21 protein-coding genes are annotated in these 18,636 nt (G+C 54.6%); 11 read left to right on the top strand and 10 right to left on the bottom strand.

Translation table 11 applies throughout. The features are described from left to right. Positions 1–52: 52 nt before the first annotated feature. Positions 53–2,629, bottom strand: coding sequence for a DNA gyrase subunit A (gene gyrA / locus EYC98_RS09840; protein WP_279245173.1), 2,577 nt, complete (start codon positions 2,627–2,629; stop codon positions 53–55). A 114-nt stretch (positions 2,630–2,743) separates the two neighbouring features. On the opposite strand from gyrA, the gene EYC98_RS09835 reads away from it, so the two are divergent. From EYC98_RS09835 to EYC98_RS09820, 4 genes are read left to right on the top strand one after another with little or no spacing between them, the layout of a single operon-like run. Next, the gene (locus EYC98_RS09835; RefSeq protein WP_279246066.1) at positions 2,744–4,069 is read left to right on the top strand and encodes a TRZ/ATZ family hydrolase; all 1,326 of its coding nucleotides are present in this window, start codon (positions 2,744–2,746) and stop codon (positions 4,067–4,069) included. Beyond that, positions 4,062–4,775 carry a bifunctional 2-polyprenyl-6-hydroxyphenol methylase/3-demethylubiquinol 3-O-methyltransferase UbiG gene (ubiG, locus tag EYC98_RS09830; RefSeq protein WP_279245172.1) on the top strand — a complete coding sequence of 238 codons (714 nt, stop codon included), beginning with the start codon at positions 4,062–4,064 and terminating at the stop codon, positions 4,773–4,775. The genes EYC98_RS09835 and ubiG overlap by 8 nt, the downstream gene beginning before the upstream one ends. Next, positions 4,772–5,452, top strand: coding sequence for an HAD-IA family hydrolase (locus EYC98_RS09825; RefSeq protein WP_279245171.1), 681 nt, complete (start codon positions 4,772–4,774; stop codon positions 5,450–5,452). The genes ubiG and EYC98_RS09825 overlap by 4 nt, the downstream gene beginning before the upstream one ends. A 13-nt stretch (positions 5,453–5,465) precedes the next feature. After that, positions 5,466–6,224 carry a YciK family oxidoreductase gene (locus EYC98_RS09820; protein ID WP_279245170.1) on the top strand — a complete coding sequence of 253 codons (759 nt, stop codon included), beginning with the start codon at positions 5,466–5,468 and terminating at the stop codon, positions 6,222–6,224. 13 nt (positions 6,225–6,237) lie between these two features. Here the strand turns inward: EYC98_RS09820 and rluB are convergent, their stop codons facing one another. The 5 genes from rluB to EYC98_RS09795 all read right to left on the bottom strand — a co-directional run bounded on the left by rluB (position 6,238) and on the right by EYC98_RS09795 (position 10,514). After that, a complete protein-coding gene (gene rluB, locus EYC98_RS09815) occupies positions 6,238–7,068 on the bottom strand; it encodes a 23S rRNA pseudouridine(2605) synthase RluB (protein ID WP_279246065.1) in 831 nt (276 codons plus the stop codon). Further along, the gene (scpB, locus tag EYC98_RS09810) at positions 7,049–8,065 is read right to left on the bottom strand and encodes an SMC-Scp complex subunit ScpB (RefSeq protein ID WP_279245169.1); all 1,017 of its coding nucleotides are present in this window, start codon (positions 8,063–8,065) and stop codon (positions 7,049–7,051) included. The genes rluB and scpB overlap by 20 nt, the downstream gene beginning before the upstream one ends. Then, a complete protein-coding gene (locus EYC98_RS09805; protein WP_420887177.1) occupies positions 8,058–8,924 on the bottom strand; it encodes a segregation and condensation protein A in 867 nt (288 codons plus the stop codon). Before EYC98_RS09805 ends, scpB begins: the two co-directional genes overlap by 8 nt. 142 nt (positions 8,925–9,066) lie before the next feature. Beyond that, positions 9,067–9,693, bottom strand: a complete 627-nt coding sequence (locus EYC98_RS09800; protein WP_279245168.1) for an L-threonylcarbamoyladenylate synthase — start codon at positions 9,691–9,693, stop codon at positions 9,067–9,069. Then, a complete protein-coding gene (locus tag EYC98_RS09795) occupies positions 9,690–10,514 on the bottom strand; it encodes a PHP domain-containing protein (RefSeq protein ID WP_279245167.1) in 825 nt (274 codons plus the stop codon). Before EYC98_RS09795 ends, EYC98_RS09800 begins: the two co-directional genes overlap by 4 nt. A 55-nt stretch (positions 10,515–10,569) precedes the next feature. Here EYC98_RS09795 and EYC98_RS09790 point away from each other — a divergent pair, with 55 nt between their 5' ends. The 5 genes from EYC98_RS09790 to EYC98_RS09770 are packed head-to-tail and all read left to right on the top strand — an operon-like array spanning position 10,570 to position 13,554. Next, complete coding sequence (locus tag EYC98_RS09790) at positions 10,570–11,172, top strand: inner membrane-spanning protein YciB (RefSeq protein ID WP_279245166.1); 603 nt, start codon at positions 10,570–10,572, stop codon at positions 11,170–11,172. A 14-nt stretch (positions 11,173–11,186) separates the two neighbouring features. Beyond that, complete coding sequence (locus EYC98_RS09785) at positions 11,187–11,486, top strand: YciI family protein (protein WP_279245165.1); 300 nt, start codon at positions 11,187–11,189, stop codon at positions 11,484–11,486. A 34-nt stretch (positions 11,487–11,520) separates the two neighbouring features. Then, a complete protein-coding gene (locus EYC98_RS09780) occupies positions 11,521–12,195 on the top strand; it encodes a TIGR04211 family SH3 domain-containing protein (RefSeq protein ID WP_279246063.1) in 675 nt (224 codons plus the stop codon). 25 nt (positions 12,196–12,220) lie between these two features. Beyond that, on the top strand, positions 12,221–12,778 hold the full coding sequence (locus EYC98_RS09775; protein ID WP_279245164.1) for a peptidylprolyl isomerase: 558 nt from the start codon (positions 12,221–12,223) through the stop codon (positions 12,776–12,778). After that, positions 12,775–13,554: a pyridoxine 5'-phosphate synthase gene (locus EYC98_RS09770; protein ID WP_279245163.1), complete on the top strand. Its 780-nt coding sequence runs from the start codon at positions 12,775–12,777 to the stop codon at positions 13,552–13,554. The genes EYC98_RS09775 and EYC98_RS09770 overlap by 4 nt, the downstream gene beginning before the upstream one ends. Here the strand turns inward: EYC98_RS09770 and EYC98_RS09765 are convergent. Next, the gene (locus tag EYC98_RS09765; protein ID WP_279245162.1) at positions 13,551–14,225 is read right to left on the bottom strand and encodes a class I SAM-dependent methyltransferase; all 675 of its coding nucleotides are present in this window, start codon (positions 14,223–14,225) and stop codon (positions 13,551–13,553) included. The genes EYC98_RS09770 and EYC98_RS09765 overlap by 4 nt on opposite strands. Positions 14,226–14,245: 20 nt before the next feature. On the opposite strand from EYC98_RS09765, the gene EYC98_RS09760 reads away from it, so the two are divergent. Both EYC98_RS09760 and EYC98_RS09755 read left to right on the top strand, forming a co-directional pair. Further along, on the top strand, positions 14,246–14,908 hold the full coding sequence (locus EYC98_RS09760; RefSeq protein WP_279245161.1) for a pseudouridine synthase: 663 nt from the start codon (positions 14,246–14,248) through the stop codon (positions 14,906–14,908). A gap of 187 nt (positions 14,909–15,095) precedes the next feature. Next, positions 15,096–16,028: a hypothetical protein gene (locus tag EYC98_RS09755; RefSeq protein ID WP_279245160.1), complete on the top strand. Its 933-nt coding sequence runs from the start codon at positions 15,096–15,098 to the stop codon at positions 16,026–16,028. Positions 16,029–16,040: 12 nt separating this feature from the next. Here EYC98_RS09755 and EYC98_RS09750 read toward each other — a convergent pair whose 3' ends face one another. From EYC98_RS09750 to EYC98_RS09740, 3 genes are read right to left on the bottom strand one after another with little or no spacing between them, the layout of a single operon-like run. Beyond that, positions 16,041–16,871 (bottom strand): sulfurtransferase, encoded by an 831-nt coding sequence (locus EYC98_RS09750; protein WP_279245159.1) that lies wholly within the window; start codon positions 16,869–16,871, stop codon positions 16,041–16,043. A 15-nt stretch (positions 16,872–16,886) separates the two neighbouring features. Then, on the bottom strand, positions 16,887–17,660 hold the full coding sequence (locus tag EYC98_RS09745) for a crotonase/enoyl-CoA hydratase family protein (protein ID WP_279245158.1): 774 nt from the start codon (positions 17,658–17,660) through the stop codon (positions 16,887–16,889). A gap of 52 nt (positions 17,661–17,712) precedes the next feature. Then, entirely contained in the window at positions 17,713–18,567 is an 855-nt protein-coding gene (locus EYC98_RS09740; protein ID WP_279245157.1) for an SDR family NAD(P)-dependent oxidoreductase, read from the bottom strand. Positions 18,568–18,636 lie beyond the last annotated feature (69 nt).

Here is an 18,636-nt window from a genome sequence, read left to right as displayed (position 1 = left end):
ACCGTCTCCTTTCTTAAGTGTTTATAACTGTATTTCGGGTTTTGCCGAGTTACTACTCGGCGTCAGCAGTTGATCCGTCATCGTCAAAGTCAGGCTCATCTTCCGGCTCTTCAATACGTTCAAGCCCCACCAGATTTTCGCCAGTCTTGAGTTTGATCACACGCACGCCCTGAGTGTTCCTACTGAGAATCGAAATTTCCTCAGCCCGGGTACGCACCATTGTGCCCTGATCTGAGATCAGCATTAGCTCATCACCACTGAAAACCTGTACGGCGCCCACTAATGTTCCATTGCGGTCGCTGGCTTGCATGGCAATAACGCCCTGATTGCCGCGGCCTTTGGTGGGAAAGTCGCTGACTTCCGTGCGCTTGCCGTAGCCATTTTCACTGACCGTGAGCACCTTGCCATCTGCGCCTGGGATAATCAGCGAAATCATGCTGTGCTCCTCAGACATGCGGATCCCGCGAACGCCGCGCGCGGTGCGCCCCATTGCCCGAACATCAGACTCCTTAAAACGAACCGCTTTACCAGAGCTGCTAAATAACATGACATCCTGCTCACCGTCGGTAGTCGCCGTACCAACCAACACATCGCCCTCGTCAAGCTCCAGAGCCCGCAGACCCACGCTACGTTGGCGCTTGAAGTCGGTTAGGGCTGTCTTCTTAACGGTGCCGTTGGCTGTCGCCATGAAGATGAAATGCCCTTCGGTATACTCCGCAACCGGCAGGATCGAGGTAACACGTTCGCCCTCATCCAACGGCAGCAAATTGACCATCGGCCGGCCGCGTGACCCACGCCCTGCAACGGGAATCTGAAATACCTTCAGCCAGTAGACCTTACCAACATTGGTAAAGCACAAAATGGTGTCGTGGGTGCTGGCAATCAACAGATGCTCAACAAAATCCTCATCTTTCACTGCCGTTGCCGACTTGCCCATACCACCGCGCCGCTGCGCCTGGTAGTCGGACAGAGGCTGGGTTTTGGCATAGCCGCCGTGGGATATAGTCACCACGCGGTCTTCTTCGGTAATCAGATCCTCAACCGTAAGATCGTGAGCAGAATCGGTAATCTCGGTACGCCGCTCATCGCCATATTCTTCAACGATGGATTGTAGCTCTTCACGAATAACCTGCTTAAGACGATCTGAATCCGACAGAATCTCCAGATAGGCCGCTATTTCTACCAGCTTTTCCTGATATTCCTGAATCAGCTTTTCATGCTCGAGTCCGGTTAATCGGTGCAGGCGAAGTTCCAGAATGGCCTGCGCCTGAACCGGTGACAGGTAGTATTGACCGTCGCGCAGGCCATACTCCTCTTCCAGCTCGTCAGGTCGGCAAGCATCGCTACCGGCCCGTTCCAGCATCGAGGTGACTTCGCCCGGAGCCCAGGAGCGTGCAACCAGTTGTTCACGAGCCGCAGCCGAATTTGGTGAAGCTTTAATGAGCTCAATAACCGGGTCAATATTTGCCAGCGCTATCGCCAGACCTTCCAATACATGACCACGCTCACGGGCTTTACGCAGCAAATAAACCGTGCGCCGAGTGACAACCTCGCGGCGGTGGCGAACAAAGGCCTCAATAATCTGCTTGAGGTTGAGAATTTTCGGCTGCCCATCAACCAGAGCAACCATATTGATACCAAACACGGACTGCAGCTGCGTCTGCGCATACAGATTATTGAGCACTACTTCACCCAACTCGCCACGGCGCAGCTCTATAACAACGCGCAGTCCATCTTTATCAGACTCATCACGCAGTTCAGTAATGCCTTCTATCTTCTTATCTTTGACCAGCTCGGCGATCTTTTCGATCATTCTGGCCTTGTTCACCTGATAAGGCACTTCATGAATCAGAATCGTGTCTTTGCCGGTTTTCTCGTTGCTGATAATTTCAGTCTTGGCGCGCACATAAATACGCCCGCGACCGGTGCGGTAGGCCTGCACAATCCCAGCACGACCATTAATAATGGCTCCCGTCGGAAAGTCCGGGCCGGGGATATGCTGCATCAGCTCATCCACGTCCATCTCGGGGTTATCAATCAAGGCCAAACAGGCGCTAACCACTTCGGTCAGATTGTGCGGCGGGATATTGGTGGCCATGCCCACGGCAATACCTGAGGAACCATTGATCAGAAGATTAGGAACTCGAGTCGGCAGCACCGCTGGAATCATTTCGGTGCCGTCGTAGTTAGGCACAAAATCGACGGTTTCCTTATCCAGATCCGCCAGCAGGTCATGAGCAATTTTGCGCATACGAATTTCGGTATAGCGCATGGCTGCGGCAGAATCACCATCGATAGAGCCAAAATTACCCTGCCCATCAACCAACATATAGCGCAGCGAAAACGGCTGCGCCATGCGCACGATGGTGTCATACACCGCCGAGTCACCGTGTGGGTGATACTTACCGATGACATCGCCAACAATACGTGCTGACTTCTTATACGGCTTATTCCAGTCGTTATTGAGCTCGGTCATGGCGAACAGCACACGCCGATGCACCGGTTTGAGTCCGTCCCGAACGTCCGGCAAGGCCCTACCGACAATTACGCTCATCGCGTAATCCAGATAAGACTGCTTTAGCTCGTCTTCGATGCTGACTGGTAATATTTCTTGGGTTGAATCGACCATCTGAACCCTGTTTTTCGCTTGGAAGAATAAAACCCCGAATTATACGGAAGTCGCGGATTTTTAGCTATTTTTTTGCCGTCTTCACCCGTATTTCTGGTTATACTGCCCGCCATTATGGAAATCGCCGATACCTTGATATTCGCGGGCTGGATAGTACCGGTACTGCCGGAGGGCCAGGTGCTGGAAAATCACGCCGTGGTTATCAGCAACGGGCGCATTAGCGCCGTGCTGCCTGCATCCGAAGCTCGTAAAATAACCGCTGCAGAAACCGTGGAGCTGCCCGACCACACGCTAATGCCCGGACTTATCAATTGTCACGGTCACGCTGCCATGAGCCTGCTGCGCGGGTTTGCCGACGATCTCCCACTACAGCCCTGGCTTGAAAACCACATCTGGCCGACTGAAAGCGAACATGTGGGCCCTGAGTTTGTCCGCGATGGCGTTAATCTCGCGCTGGCAGAAATGCTTCGCTCTGGCACTACCTGCTTCAGCGACATGTACTTTTTCCCTGATGTGACGGCCAATTGCTGTGTCGAGGCAGGCATGCGTAGCCAGCTCAGTTTCCCCGTGTTTGATTTTCCCAGTGCTTGGGGCAAGGACGCCGACGACTATATTTCAAAAGGGCTGGCCCTGCGGGATGACTACAAACACAGCGAATTAATTAGCGTGGTGTTCGGGCCGCACGCTCCCTACACCGTGGCAGAGTCCGCACTGCAATCGATTTCCACCCTCTCTGCCGAGTTAGATTTGCCAGTACATATACATCTTCACGAAACTCGCCAGGAAGTTAACGATGCTCTGGCTGTTACTGGCCAGCGGCCGCTGCACAACCTGAATGAACTGGGGCTTATTGGCCCGCGCACTCAGTGCGTGCATATGACCGAGTTGAGTACAGAAGACATTACTTTGCTGGCCGCCGCCGGCGCACATGTGGTGCATTGCCCCAGCAGCAATATGAAATTGGCCTCAGGCATCTGCCCGGTCACCGCTCTGCATGAGGCCGGGGTCAACGTAGCGCTAGGCACCGACAGTGCTGCCTCCAACAACCGGCTTGATCTGATGACAGAAATGCGCAGCGCAGCATTACTGGCCAAAACAGAAAGCGGCGATGCCGCAGCGTTGCCGGCTGCCAAGGCGCTGCGTATGGCAACACTCGACGGCGCCACTGCGCTCGGCAAGCAGGACGAACTTGGCACGCTGGAAATCGGCAAATACGCCGACCTTATTGCGATTGACCTTAATACGCCGGAAACACAGCCCGTACACAACGTCATTTCACAGCTGGTCTATGCTGTCAGTAGCTCTCAGGTCACCCACAGCTGGGTCAACGGCCAGTGCCTGATGAGCGAACGTCAGCTGCAGACACTCAACCTGAACACCATTAAGAGCAACGCCGCGAAATGGCGTCATCGCATAGCAGGCGCGGAAAATCATGACTAGTCCCGAACTGAACGTAGATCCACAGGAAATTGCCAAGTTCGAAGAGCTGGCATCGCGCTGGTGGGACAAACAGAGCGAATTCAAGCCGTTGCATGAGATTAACCCGCTGCGCGCCAACTATATAGATGAGCGATCACCCGTGGCAGGCAAACGCCTGATTGATATTGGTTGCGGCGGCGGCATACTCGCTGAAGCCATGGCACTGCGTGGCGCTGATGTTACCGGCGTGGATATGGGTGAAGCTCCGCTTTCAGTGGCGCGTATTCACCAGCTGGAGTCTGGCGTCGAGGTCAATTATCAACAAGCTACGGCGGAGCAAATGGCCGCAAAAGAGCCCGCCAGCTACGATATTGTCTGCTGCCTGGAAATGCTTGAACACGTGCCCGACCCGGCGGCCGTGATCGCTGCCTGTGGCGAACTCTGTAAACCTGGCGGTAACCTTTACTTCTCAACCCTGAACCGCAATCCCAAGTCCTACCTGTTCGCTATTGTAGGTGCAGAGCATATCCTTAATCTGCTACCCAAAGGTACGCACGACTACGGCAAGTTTATTCGTCCTTCCGAGCTGGGTGCCTGGGTGCGCGCTGCAGGCCTGCAGCTCGAGAGCATGACCGGGCTGCTGTACAACCCAATAACCAAACATTATCGGCTGGATCCTCGAGATGTCAGCGTCAATTATATGGTTAGTGCGGTAAAGCCTGCGTGAGTAATGAGTACCCCGCAGAGCTCAAAGCGGTTTTGTTTGACCTGGATGGCACGCTGATTGATACCGCGCCTGAGTTCGTGCTGGTCGTGCAGCAATTACGCGCTGAACATGGGCTGGAACCGCTTCCTGCAGCTATTATCAGCGCCAATGTGTCGAACGGCGCCCGCGCGCTGGTGACGCTCGCGCTTGGCCTGCAACCGGATAACGCAGAATTCGAGAGTCAGCGGTTACGCTTGCTGGATATCTATGGTGAAGTGCTGGGCAGTTACGCAAAGCCATATCCTGGCATTGCAGAATTACTGGCAGACCTTGGCGAAAACAATATTCAATGGGGTATCTGCACCAACAAACCTAGCGCCTTTGCCATTCCGCTTATGGCGACAATAAACCTTCCAGCCATGGGCAGTCTGGTTTGTGCAGATCAAGTCAGCAGCGCCAAGCCCGACCCTGAAGCGCTATACCTGAACTGCGAGCACCTGAACTGCCTGCCTCGGCAGGTGGTCTTTGTAGGTGACCATGTGCGCGATATTGAAGCCGGTCGCAATGCAGGCATGCAGACGATTGCTGCCAGCTACGGCTACATTGAGGCAGATGACGACGCAGCTGCTTGGGGCGCCAGTGTAATAGCCGCTAGCGCAGATCAGATCGCACCGCTTCTCAAGCAATTTAGTTTCTGACCTGGAGCCAGTCATGAATTCCAGCCCTATCCCAACGCATTACCAGCCATCTGCAACGCTATTGAGCGGGCGCAACATTTTGGTTACCGGAGCCGGCGATGGCATCGGAAAAGTGGCAGCACAGTCTTTTGCCGCGCATGGTGCGACTGTTATTTTACTCGGACGCACTCAGGAAAAACTTGAAGCGGTCTATGACGGCATTGTCGCTGCCGGACACCCGGTACCCATACTCTACCCGCTCGATCTGGAGCTGGCTGAGCTAGCCCATTACCAGCTGCTGCGAGACTCGATAGAAACCGAACTAGGTGCTCTGCATGGTCTACTGCACAACGCCAGCCTGCTAGGACAGCGCACACCGATTGCCGATAGCGACCCCGCTCAGTGGCAGCGCGTGATGCAGGTGAACGTTACCGCGCAAATGTTACTGACTCGGGCCATGCTACCGGTGTTGGAAAATGCTGACAGTGCTTCGGTGGTATTCACCTCCAGCGGCGTGGGCCGCAAGGGCAAAGCCTACTGGGGCGCTTACGCCGTGTCTAAATTCGCTACAGAAGGGCTCATGCAAGTACTTGCCGATGAGCTTGAAAACACCAGCTCGACACGCGTCAATTCATTGAATCCGGGTGGCACCAGAACCGCAATGCGGGCTGCGGCTTATCCTGCAGAAGACCCGGCAACACTGCCCACGGCAGCATCTATTATGCCTGCCTACTTGTATCTCATGGGTGACGATAGCAAGGGCATTAATGGCCAAGCCCTCAGTGTGCGCTAGGGATTTCTATTGTTTAACGTGACCGCGAGCGCTTATTGAACTGTCGCTTCATGCTGGAAGTGTCGTTGCGTGACGCACTGGTAACACGCTTGGCTTTGAGGCCCGCCATACGATAAAGCCCGCTGATTTCTTTAGGCCCCAATTCAACCCACTGCGCCTGCTTAACCTTTGAAGGAATAAACACATTGCCGTAACGGGTGCGCTTCAGGCGCGATACTACGCAATCCTGAGACTCCCATAGCCGACGTACCTCACGTGTTCGTCCTTCCATGATGACCACGTAGTACCAATGATTGACACCCTCGCCACCACCATCCTGAATATCGGTGAAGCGCGCCATACCGTCTTCAAGCATGACGCCATCGCGCAAATTCTGCAGGACCTCATCAGTAACATCGCCCTTTACCCGCACCATGTACTCACGTTCTATGTTAGCTGAAGGATGCATCAGTCCGTTCGCCAACTCACCATCAGTGCTAAACAGCAGCAAGCCACTGGTATTGAAATCGAGCCTGCCTATAGATATCCAACGGCCGCCCTTGACCTTGGGCAAGCGTTCAAAAACGGTAGGCCGGCCCTCAGGATCCTTACGTGTTGTTACCTCTCCAGGGGGCTTATGGTAGAGAATGACACGAGTGGCGGTCTCTTCAGCCAGCTCGAGCTGCTTGCCATCGACGCCAATACGCGCTTCAGCGCCAACGCGATCCCCTAGCTTGGCAGGTTTGCCATTGACCGTAATCCGGCCCTGCTCTATCCAACGCTCCATCTCGCGCCGCGAACCAATACCAGCCCGAGCCAGAACCTTCTGCAGTTTCTCGTCGACTTCATCCATCGCGGTTGGCATCACGGGCCGACGCTATCGAAACCACATCTGCTGACAATTTATTCTCCGTTGGTATATTCGTTGTTGTATTGGTTGTTGTATTGATTGTTGTATTCGCTGTGGTGCTTGCTGGCGTGATGTCCTCATCGACAGGCAGCGCAGAGGTAACTGCGGCTGCGTCAACTGACACATCGGCTTCCGGTTCAGAAACAGCTTCACCATCAACAGCTATCTCTGCTACCTCGGCGGCCATGTTTGCAACTGGTTCTTCTTCGGCCGTCATTTCTTCTTCAGTACGCGGGTTTTCTTCAGCACCAACCGCTGCGTCAGGCAAAGTTTCTACATCTACATCAACATCAGCAGTAGCGGCTTCTGCATCGGTGCCTTGCTCGGCATCCGCTGTCGCCACAGCGTCATCTAACGGGGCTGCTTCAGCGTCTAAAGCCGTTTCATCAACCAGATTCTCGAACCCAAGTTCCGCCGTCAAGGTTTCGAAATCTCTGATCTCAGCCAATGCTGGCAGCTGATCAAGGCTCTTGAGATTAAAATAGTCCAGAAACTGCCGCGTGGTGGCATACATAGCCGGGCGCCCAGGCACGTCTCGATGGCCAACAACCCGCACCCACTCACGTTCATGCAAGGTCTTGATAATTTGACTACTCACCGCCACGCCGCGTATTTCTTCAATCTCGCCGCGAGTAATCGGTTGCCGATAGGCTATGAGCGAAAGTGTTTCCAGCAACGCTCGCGAATACTTCTGCGGCCGCTCATGCCACAGTCTTCCAATCCACTGACTCAACTCCTGACGCACCTGAAAGCGAAACCCGCTGGCCACTTCCTGCAACATATAGCCGCGATCCTCACAGCGCTCAGCCACTTCTGCCAGTGCCTCGCGAATTGCCGCAGTATCCGGCCGCTCATGCTCTTCAAACAAGTCGGCAAGATTTTGCACCGTCAACGGCTTGCCAGCGGCCAGAATCGCCCCTTCAACAATCTGAACCAATCCGAAGTCAGTCACTATCGCCCTCCACGGCGGCTTCTATTCTCGCCTTCACGTGTATCGCGCCAAAATTCTCGGTTTGCACAATCTCTACCAATGCCTCTTTAATTAATTCCATGATGGCCAGGAACGTCACCACCACTCCCAAGCGGCCTTCGTCCAAACGGAACAACGTGACAAACGGCACAAACTGCTGACCGCGCAGTCGATCAAGGACATCAGTCATACGCTCACGCGTGGAGAGTGCTTCGCGTTGAATTTGATGGTGCTCATACATATCTGCTCGCCGCATGACCTCGGCTAGCGCCACCAGCAACTCACGCATATCAACATCCGGGTCCGGTCGTGAGCGGTCGATGTCCGGTGGATCCGCCTGCACCGGGTAGTTCTCACGTTCCATCCGCGGCAACTCTTCGATTTCTTCAGCGGCCTTTTTAAAGCGTTCATACTCTTGCAGGCGACGAATAAGCTGCGCACGAGGATCTTCCTCGTCGTCTTCAATCTCACTGGAACGGGGCAACAACATACGCGACTTAATCTCTGCGAGCATCGCCGCCATGACCAGATATTCTGCCGCCAGTTCAAACTGCATGGCATCCATCAAGTCGACGTAATGCATGTATTGAGTAGTAATCTCTGACACGTCGATAGCCAGCACATCAAGATTCTGCCGTCGAATCAGATACAACAGCAAGTCCAGTGGACCCTCAAAGGCCTCCAGAAAGACTTCCAGCGCCCGCGGGGGGATATAGAGGTCTTTCGGCAGTTCCGTGACAGCCTTACCCAGCACTACCGCAAACGGCATTTCACCCTGCTGGGGCTGTTTGCGTAACTGCTCCAGACGCGGCGATACGATTAACTTGGCAGTTTCATCCACAGCGTTAAGCTCAGCAGCAGCGCTGCTGACGGGCTCATCGCCCACATTTGCTGTGGTCTGCCCTTCGTTTGCGGAATCCTGATTATTCAATGTTGTGGCCGACTGGCAATAGAATGCGCATTATAACCCTGCAGTCGACCCGCTAGCCAGCAAGAAAGGCTGTCGCATCACCCTTGCCCTGACGCAATAATTCAGGCGTCGACTGCGACATGTCAATCACCGTTGTCGGCTCCATTCCACAGTAACCTCCGTCTATAACCAGGTCGACCTCATGCTCGAGGGTCTGGCGAATTTCGTAGGGATCAATCATCGGATATTCATCGCCGGGCATAATCAGGGTTACGCTCATCAACGGTTCATTCAAGTCTTCTAGCAGAGCCAGTGAGATGCGGTTGTCCGGCACGCGCAGGCCAATGGTCTTGCGTTTCGGGTGCTTCAAGCGCCGCGGCACCTCAGACGTCGCCTCCAAAATGAACGTAAACGCATCCGGCGTATGGTGTTTAAGCAGTCGATAAGCGCTGTTATCGACCTTGGCGTAAGCTGCCAGCTCGGAAAGATCGCGGCAGACCAGGGTGAAATTGTGTTTGGCATCCAATTTGCGGATGGCACGAATACGGTCCAAAGCGTTTTTGTCACCAATCTGGCAACCCAGCGCATAGGCCGAATCTGTCGGATAAACCACCACACCACCGGAGCGCACAATATCTGCCGCTTGGCGAATAAGCCGCGCCTGCGGATTATCGGGGTGCACCTGAAAAAACTGACTCATGCCTGACTCCAGAGGCCAATGCCGGGGGGCAGGCGCTCCACATCGACGCCCAGTCGCGGACCATACTCAAACGTCCGGTGAAAGTCACTGCCAGCGGACATCAGTAGTTCAAAATCTGTCGCGAGTTTACCCAGATAACGGGTACGGTCTTCACTTTGTCGGCCGCTATACACCTCAATGGCACTGCCTCCGCTGGCACAGAATGCCTCCAGCAGTCGCCGCAGCTTCATATTGGTAAACCGATACTTGAGTGGATGCGCCAAAATCGCCACTCCTCCAGCCGCCACTATCCACTGCACCGCTTGCTCCAGATTGGGCCAGAACGCTTTCACATCACCGACCTTGCCAGCACCCAGATATTTGTCAAAAGCACTGCCCATATCCTTACTGTGACCCTGCTCGACCATCCAGGCAGCAAAGTGTGGCCGGCCCAGTTGACTGGAACCCGCGTGTCGCTGAGCACCTTCCAGGGCGCCGCTAAATCCGCATTTCTGCAAGCGTTCTGCTATCGCCTCAGCCCGGCTCACACGCGCCTGCTGTAACAACTGCATCGCCTCCTGCATGGCCGCGTGCTCAGCGTCAAAGTCGAGCCCCACTATATGCACCGTGGTTTTACTCCAAACGCAGGACAACTCCGCACCTGAGCGCAACTGCATAGAGCTTGCTGGCGCCTGCTCCCGCAACTGTAAATAGCCTGCCAGAGTATCGTGATCCGTGACCGCAAACTGCTCTACACCAGCGTCAGCGGCAGCCTCCCACAGCTCCAGCGGGCTGAGGGCGCCGTCAGAGGCATTACTATGGCAATGAAAATCAATTATCATGGCCGCATTATGCTGACTGTCCCCGTTGTGTACCAGTAAGAGATTTCAATTATTTATGAAGCAGATCGCCGAACTCGTCCCTCTAGTCCTGTTTTTCATCACGTATCAGATGAAAGGCACCGAACTGGTACTGGGATCCTGGAACCATACGCTGGACGGCATTTTTTCAGCCACAGCTGTCCTTATCTGCGCCACTTTTTTGCAAGTGCTGTTGACCTGGGTCATTACCCGTAAACTGGAAAAACGCCTGCTCTGGATGTTGGCCGCGGTCAGTGTGTTTGGTGGCGCTACTCTGATTTTCAGAGACCAAACGTTTATCTTCTGGAAACCCACCGTATTCAACTGGGCGCTGGCGCTGGTATTTGCTGGCAGTCATTTCATCGGCGAACGCAATTTGATGGAGCGCACGCTGGGCGGTCAGATTGAGCTGCCCAAACCGATCTGGACTCGCTTGCTATGGCTCTGGATAGCCAACTTTACGGTGGTCGGCACCCTTAATATCATTGTGGCCTATGAAATGGGCGAAGAATTCTGGGTCAGCTATAAACTGTACTCTGCGATAGGCTTCACTTTGCTGCTGACACTAATCACTGCACTGATGGTAGCACCGCATCTGAGCAATGAAACAGTAGACGCGGAAGCCGATAAACCCCTGTAATCTGGAATATCTCGATGTATTACGCAATTATCAGTGAAGACGTGGCCGACAGTAGCGAGCTGCGCCAGCAGACACGTCCTGCCCACCTGGAGCGCCTGGTCGATCTAAAGGAGCAAGGACGGCTGTTTGCGGCTGGACCTAATCCGGCTATCGATGCCGAGGACCCGGGGCCCGCGGGTTTCAGCGGGAGCCTGGTTATAGCCGAGTTTGCGAGCCTCGATGACGCCCGCAGCTGGGCCGATGCAGACCCCTATCTAGCGGCCGGCGTGTATGCGTCTGTTGTCGTTAAACCCTATAAAATAGTTTTACCCTGAGCCCTGTTATCAGCAAGGATTTATCGTGAATTTAATGCCCAAGACCACTCTTTTAGCGCTGCTAGCCATCGCCGGAATGACACCTCTATCAGCACTGGCACAGGACACGCAATATGTCACTGACCAGCAATTTGTGCCCCTGCGCAGCGGTCCCAGTAATCAGAACCGTATCGTCCATCGCGGCATACCCAGTGGTACCAAACTGGTGGTAGAAGAAGTGCAAGACGAATACAGTCGTATCACCACAGAGCGCGGTACCGAGGGCTGGATTCGCACTCAATACCTGATGCAAGAAGTCCCGGCACGACAGCAGCTTAAGGCGTTGCAAGCCACGCGTGACCGCCTGCAAGCGCAAGTGGAGACTATCGAAAGCACCGGCGGTGAATTGCAGCGACAATTTGCCGAGACTAGCGCCATGCTGGCCGAACGCGAAGAGACGCTGGCGCAAACCACCAGTGAACTGACTGAGATCAAACGCCTGTCGGCCAATGCGATTGCCATTGATAGCCAGAACCGGGAGCTGGTTCAAGGAGCGGAAGTACTAAACTCGCGTATTCAAGTACTCGAGGCTGATAACCAGCGGTTGCTGGACAGCGCCGACGGCGAAGCCTTTATCAATGGCGCTCTGGCAGTATTGCTAGGCGTCATTATTACGCTGGTCGTGCCACGCCTGAGGCCACGCCGAAAATCCAGCTCCAGCTGGGCCTGAGCCCACAACTAGCCGAGGAGGCTCAATGAAAAAACTACTAGCACTTTGCCTGATAATCGCACTGACTCCCGCTGTCTGGGCCAAAGACCCTGAAGTCATCATGCGTACCACCCATGGTGACGTCACTATCCGCCTGTTTGCAGAAAAGGCACCTATTTCGGTTGCTAATTTCCTGGCCTATGTAGAGCAGGACTTTTATGTCGGCACCATCTTTCATCGAGTCATACCCCGCTTCATGATTCAAACGGGGGGCTTTAATGAGCGCATGCAGGAAAAACCCACGCTAGACCCTATCGTCAACGAGGCCAAGAACCGCTTGCATAATGAACGTGGCACTTTGGCTATGGCCAGAACGAATGACCCCGATAGCGCGACCAGCCAATTTTTCATCAATGTACGCACCAACCTGCGCCTTGATTGGACGCCGGGCAAGGCGGGCTATACCGTCTTCGGCGAGGTCCTTGATGGGATGTCTACGGTAGATGCAATTGCCATCGAACCCACAGGTAATTTCATGGGTCACCAAAACGTACCGCTGCAGCCGATAAAAATTCTCTCGATGGAACTTGTTGCCAGCGAATGATAGCCCTCAGCGTCAATCTCAATAAGATCGCCCTGATCCGTAATTCCAGGGATACCAGCAACCCAGACTTACCGGAGCACGCGCGTATGGCACTGGAAGCTGGAGCCGATGGTATTACTGTGCATCCGCGGCCCGATCAGCGCCACATTCGCGCTAGCGATTGCTTCGACCTAGCCACACTGTTGGCTGGTTCGGACTATGCAGATGTAGAATTCAACATAGAGGGCAACCCCTTTGCCGACGCCAGAGTCAGCTCCAGGCCAGGTGTTAGTGACTATCCGGGATTTATAGAGCTGGTTGAGACGATCAGGCCAGCCCAGTGCACACTGGTACCCGATGGTGATGAACAATTGACCTCCGACCATGGCTTTGATCTGACCCGTGATGGGGACATTCTGGCGCCGATCATTCAGCAGCTACAAGCTATGGGCGTACGGGTCAGCCTATTCATGGACCCTGTTGCGCACCAGATTGAACTGGCGGCGCAGATAGGGACCGACCGTATCGAGCTGTATACCGAACCCTACGCAGATGCCTGTAAGGCTGGTGCTGGTGTAGATGCCAGCTGGCACAGCTATCATGACGCCACGCAGCAGGCTACCGAACTGGGGCTGGGCGTTAACGCCGGGCATGACCTTGATTTGAACAACCTGCCGCGCTTCGCCACCATACCCGGCCTGCTCGAAGTCTCGATTGGCCATGCACTCACGGTTGATTCTATTCGTATGGGCATGCCCGCCGCCATCGCTGCTTACCAGCGGGCGCTTGGCAATTAGTCCGCCTGTCCCTCATACAGAGAAACCCTGGCAAATTCAGCCGACTCCTCCAAATCTGGTATCGTGCCGCTGCTAACCTGCGCCACGCTCCGGTAGCCCGCATAATCGAAGTTGCGGACCCGGGAGTCAGCGACCAGCACCCGCGGCGACCGCCGTAAGAAACGCTCGAGCCAAATTAGATTTTCACGATCATAGAGTACGTCTGCCGCCAGAATTAGGTCAGCTCGCGCTGTGACGGTGGAAAAATCTCCGCACACCTCAACCTCCAGATGATTCAGTCTCGCATTACAGCGCGTTGCTAAACGTGCATCCGGGTCGATGTCGCACGCAATGACACGCGCAGCACCGGCGAGTCGCGCCGCCAATGCAGCGACACCGGAGCCGCAGCCAAAATCCAACACAGTCTTACCCGACACTAGCACTGGATGGTCAAGTAGGTAGCGTGCCAGTACTTGACCACTGGCCCAGCAAAACGCCCAGTAGGCCGGATAATTCAATATCCCCTGCATGGCCTGGGCATCGAGTTGATGCTGCGGGTAGTCAGCGTTAAGCAGATACAGTGAGAGTTCAGGACACTGCGGCAAAGCCGTGGGCACTACCCTCGCGCCGGGTATGTGGGCTGCCAACCGGTCCTCCAGTAGTTGTACGTGATGGTTTACTTTCTCAGCCAAGTGGTTACAGTTCCCGCCCTATGCAAGAGATCTATATAGTACCGCCCTGCGATCGGCCAGTGAACATTCTGTATCAGGATGAACACCTGCTGCTCATTGAGAAACCTGACCTGCTACTAAGCATTCCTGGGCGCCACCCGCTCAACCAGGACTGCATGATCAGCCGTATCCGCGTTGACTTCCCCAGTGCCAGCGTTGTGCACCGACTTGATCTGGACACCTCCGGTATTATGGTAGTGCCGCTAACTAAAGCCGTGCACAGTCATATCAGCCGCCAGTTTCAGGAACGCCGGGTTGAAAAAACCTACCAGGCCATCGTCTTCGGACTGTTAGCCCAAGACAGTGGTGAAATCACCTTGCCTATCGCACCCGACTGGAGCAACCGACCTCGGCAAAAAATCTGCGCTGAACGGGGTAAAAACGCGCTGACGCGTTACGAGGTGATAGAGCGCGATACCGCCGCCAACTGCACCCGGCTGTTGCTAAAGCCGGTGACCGGGCGCTCACATCAGCTGCGTATTCACCTGGCGGAAATTGACCACCCTATTCTTGGCTGTGATATGTACGCTCACGCTGATGCGTTAGCCATGGCGCCGCGGTTAATGCTCCATGCAGCCACATTAGGGTTTGAACATCCTGCAACCGGAGTTTGGCTTGAAGGCGAGAGTCCACAACAGTTTTGAACTGACGCTCAGGGCACAGCCAACCGGCCCAATGATCCAAGGCAGTTTTAGCGCGGCAATATTTCGCTTTGGTACTAATTCACTTCACCTGCGCTACGACAATCTATATAAACTATCCGCAACCGAAACAGACATAGGCTAAAATTATAAGCCTATGATTTAGATAGCATTTATTCGAGGAGTACACATGGCCAATAAACCTTGCGTATTTATTCACGTGAATCACAAGCAGATTCTTGGCGCCCATGTGGGCGAGCGCGCACTGCGTCATTTTTCCGCTAACAATGACAAATTCGACGTCCGCTTTATCGATACCCGCGACCACCCTTTCCTTGAGGCTCGGGAAGGTCAGGAATTCCTGCGTAACGGCGTTATGCGTGAATGGCTGATTGACGACCTGCAATCCTTTACCCCGTTGCGCTTTATGCCACCTAAGTTAATGGGTTTTGAAGGCCGCGCATTGATTATTGACCCCGACGTTTTCGCGGTAAGCGATGTATGGGAACTGCTGAATCGCGACATGGGCGGCAAAGCAATTCTGTGCCGCCCGCGCAGCCGTATCAGCAACGATACCAATGGACCCATGGCCAGCAGCGTGATGCTGTTGGATTGCGCCAAACTGCGCCACTGGGATGCCGAAACGCAGTTCAACGAAATGTTCGAGAGCAAGCGCGATTACAAAAAGTGGATCACGCTGGAATATGAAGCCCGCGATACCATCGGACTACTGGAAAAAAACTGGAATGATCTCGACGTACTCAATCAGCAAACCAAGATGCTGCATACCACCAAGCGCTGGACTCAACCCTGGAAAGCGGGTTTGCCAATAGACTTTGTACCGGCTGACAAATCAAAATGGTTTCCGCCTTTGGGCTGGATAATGCACCTGCGCCGCAAGCTGTTTGGCGATTATGCACTGCTGGGCAAGTACAAATCGCACCCAGACAGCAATCAGGAAAACCTGTTTTTCGGCCTGTTGCAAGAGTGTCTGGAAAAAGGCGAAGTCAGTGAAGCAATGGTTAAACATGAGATGGCACAGAACCACGTGCGGCATGATGCGTTCAGCGTGCTTTCCTCAGTACCGCCATTGCGGCAGACATTGAGTGCACTGCCGGCCTGACTAGACTGGTATTTAGCCGTTAGGCAACCGCGCGCACCAATCACTCCAGCTGCCGGGATAGAGTAACGCATCATCACGTCCGGCCAGCACAAGAGACAGAATATTGACGCAGGCGGTAACGCCAGAGCCGCAATACACAATCAGTTTTTCACTGGCTTCTAGTTGCTGCCAGCGCTCGCGCTGCTCCGCAATAGGAAGCGCTCTTCCGGTTGCATCGGTTGCCTCTTGCCAGGGGTAGTTAACCGCCCCGGGTATATGCCCAGCGACCGGATCTATCGGCTCCAACTCACCGCGGTAACGAGCAGGCTCACGGGCATCAATCAACCGCGCACCTGCCGCTTGCAGGTCGCTGAGTTCAGGAAACTCTACGATACCAGCATATTTCACGGCGCTGTGAGCCGTTACGGGTCGAATCTCCGGTTTGACGGCGGTTGTTGCCAGGCCCAATTCCTGCCAGGCGCTCCAACCGCCATCCAACACCTGGACTTGTGTGTAACCCAGTGCATTCAACATCCACCAGAGTCGACTGGCGAAGGCCAATCCAGAATCATCGTAGGCCACCACCGGTGTATCTCTGCCTATGCCGAGCGCAGCCATAACGCCGCAGAATGTGGCAGCTTCAGGCAACGGATGACGGCCTCTATTAATGGCAGCGCCGCCGGCAACAGGTGCTGATAAATCATGCTCCAAATGACAATAGTGCGCGCCCACTATGTGCTCAGTTGTATAGTGCGCCACACCCAGGTCAGGCTCCGCCAACGAGAAACGGCAGTCTACAACTACCACTTCCCCCAACTTCGAGCACAGTTCCGCTGCCCCAATCAGCGGTGAACGTGCAATCACAGGCCGGTCACCCCATCACTCTTCAAAGGAACCATGCCTCCCCGCGCCCTCGGCAAAGCGAGTGGCGCCACTGAGTGTTTCACCCGACTTTACCACTTCATAACCGTAGTCATATTCGTTAACGATGGCTTTATCGAAACTCATGTCCCACTGTTCATGAGCGCTTCTGCGGTCACTGCGCATGCAAGCCTGCGGGAAGGCGCTGATTTGCAGAGCGAGTTTTTCAGCTTCTGCGCGAGCTGTTCCGGGATCCACCACACGATTCGCCAGCCCCATCACCAGCGCCTCCTCTGCGGCTACTGCGCGGCCCGTAAGAATCATATCCATAGCGCGGCTATGACCAATCAGCCGGGGCAAGCGTACAGTGCCTCCATCAATCAACGGCACACCCCAGCGTCGACAATACACACCAAATACGGCAGTGGTCTCCACTACCCTCAGGTCGCACCACAGCGCTAGTTCCAGTCCGCCGGCGACTGCGGGGCCAGCAACCGCGGCAATAACCGGTTTAGTGAGTTGCATACGACTGGGGCCCATGGGTCCATCGCCACTGCGGCTGAGCTTGTTGGCACTGTCCTGGCTGGCGACCGCTTTTAAGTCAGCGCCGGCGCAGAAAAAACCATGCTCGCCATAGAGTACGGCAACATCTGCCTTGGGGTCGGCATCAAAATCGCGAAACGCACGGGACAACAACGCAGCGGTTTCCGCATCTACCGCATTGCGCACTTCTGGTCGGTCAATGATAACCGTCGTCACTCTGCCCGCTTTTTCCACTCTTATCTTACTCAAGCGCATACTCCCTTCAGATCTAATCGATAACGCCGACTGGCGGCAGTGTCACTCAAAAAATAAAGCCGGACTCTGCAATAACCGGGGCCAACGTCCAATGCTGCTGCTCACCGGGCATACGATACCAGCCGCCGGCTGCCAGCGCCCCACCATCGACATGAACCGTAGTGCCCGTGACCCAGCTAGACAGTGGACTGGCTAGAAACAACACGGCACCAGCCGTGTCATCGGGCTGCCCCCAGCGCCCCAGCGGATTCCAGATATCCCACTGGGCGAGGTGTTCGGGTTTCGTGAATTGTCGCGGATCAACCTGCGCCGTCTGGGTTGTTTCCGGTGCTACTGCATTGATGCGAATGTGGTAGGGCGCCAGTTCGATGGCCATACTCCGCACAAAACCTGAGATGGCTGTCTTCATTGCACCATAAGTCGCACAAGTCGGAATCGCACGAAAGCCCTCGATGGATGAAATATTGACGATGCTGCCGCCGTTACCTGCGTCACGCATAATCGGCGCAAACAGGTGAACCATGCGGAGTATCTGTTTGAGATTAATGTCAAAAAGCGCATCCCACTCATCCTCGTCACTGTCGAGAAAAGGCTTGATCAAGTTCAGATGATCGCCCACGTTATTGATCAGGATATCCAGGCGCCCTGTGGCCGCTACCTGTTCAGCTAGCGCCGTCATCTGTGCCTTCACGGTGACATCTGCGACCTCTACCTGCACGTCTCCCCCCAGTGTCTCCAATCTCTGCTGGGCGCCTGCAGCCAGCTTTTCATCACGCTCAACAACAATCACCCGCGCACCAAACCGCAGCAGAGTTTCAGCAATACTGAACCCAATACCACTGCCCGCTCCGGTTACCAGCGCTGTTTTTCCTGAGAGTGACATATCCTGTGGACTAATCATGTACTATTCCCATCTTTTTTGGCTGAAGTTTTATAGAGCACTATTGTAGTCAGACCAGCCTCACATTGT

Source organism: Candidatus Litorirhabdus singularis (assembly GCF_026262625.1).
GTDB lineage: Bacteria > Pseudomonadota > Gammaproteobacteria > Pseudomonadales > Halieaceae > Litorirhabdus > Litorirhabdus singularis.
This window is presented reverse-complemented; position numbering and strand designations above follow the sequence as displayed.